The organism is Psychrobacter sp. 1U2, from assembly GCF_051847575.1.
In genome coordinates, this window is sequence record NZ_JBPYDC010000580.1 from 1 (window position 1) to 960 (window position 960).

Consider the following 960-nt stretch of genomic DNA (forward strand, 5'->3'; position numbering starts at 1 on the left):
TGTAGACAGTGCTATGCTTCATTTAGAAACCGTTGATGCACAAACGGTCGATTCAAAACAAGTAGTAAACGCTTTGATTGAGAAAGGCACTATCCGGATTGAACCTATCGTTTACGAAGATTTTCTGCCTGTTAGTGCCGCTGGTATTTTTCAATCTAATCTTCAGCAAGGCAAGCAAAGCAACTATGATGGCAATTCAAATCAGCATGAGTTTGAGCAAGCGCTTGGCGCTAGTATCTATGATGAGCTGGCGTTATATGAAGAGATACAAGCTCAAAGCTTAAAAGACTGCATAAATGCTTTAAACAGTTTTGTATAGGAGTACGGGTGTATATAAAACAGCTATGGCCGAAGGGCTGTTATGTATAACAAATACATATAGCGGTTTTATTTATTCGCTATTCCAAAATGGAATGACTGTAAGAAATTTATTATTTTGCAAGTTATCGCGTTGCAAGGTAGCTTAAATATCTATTAAGGATATTACAAATAACTATACAAGGGATTGAGTATGATTGAGCAATACATGTCTGCCATGGGTGTCAAAGAAGAGCAATATCAACATGGCGATTTTGAAGTCAATACGCCTATAGACGGTACGGTTATTGGCAAAATAACCTTAGATAGCGTCGATGAGGTTAATAATAAAATCCAAAATGCCAAAAAAGCGTTTAAGGAGTGGCGGGTCGTTCCTGCGCCCAAGCGTGGCGAATTGATTCGTCTGCTCGGTGAAGTGCTGCGCGAGCATAAAGAAGATTTGGGCATGCTGGTGTCGTTTGAAGCTGGCAAGATCAAAGAAGAAGGCCTAGGTGAAGTACAAGAGATGATCGATATCTGCGACTTCGCTGTCGGCGTTTCACGTCAGCTCTATGGCTTGACGATTGCCTCTGAGCGTCCAGGTCACCATATGCGTGAGACGTGGCATCCGCTTGGTGTTATCGGTGTCATCTCTGCGTTTAA

At 41.8% G+C, this 960-nt stretch carries 2 protein-coding genes; both read left to right on the forward strand.

Annotated features, from left to right (window positions below):
• Window positions 1-319: 2-oxoadipate dioxygenase/decarboxylase family protein (locus ACS8FD_RS17395; protein ID WP_439276772.1), on the forward strand; the 319-nt coding region annotated here is incomplete at its 5' end.
• 192 nt (window positions 320-511) lie between these two features.
• The coding region (locus tag ACS8FD_RS17400) for an aldehyde dehydrogenase family protein (RefSeq protein WP_439276773.1) at window positions 512-960 on the forward strand (449 nt) is incomplete at its 3' end.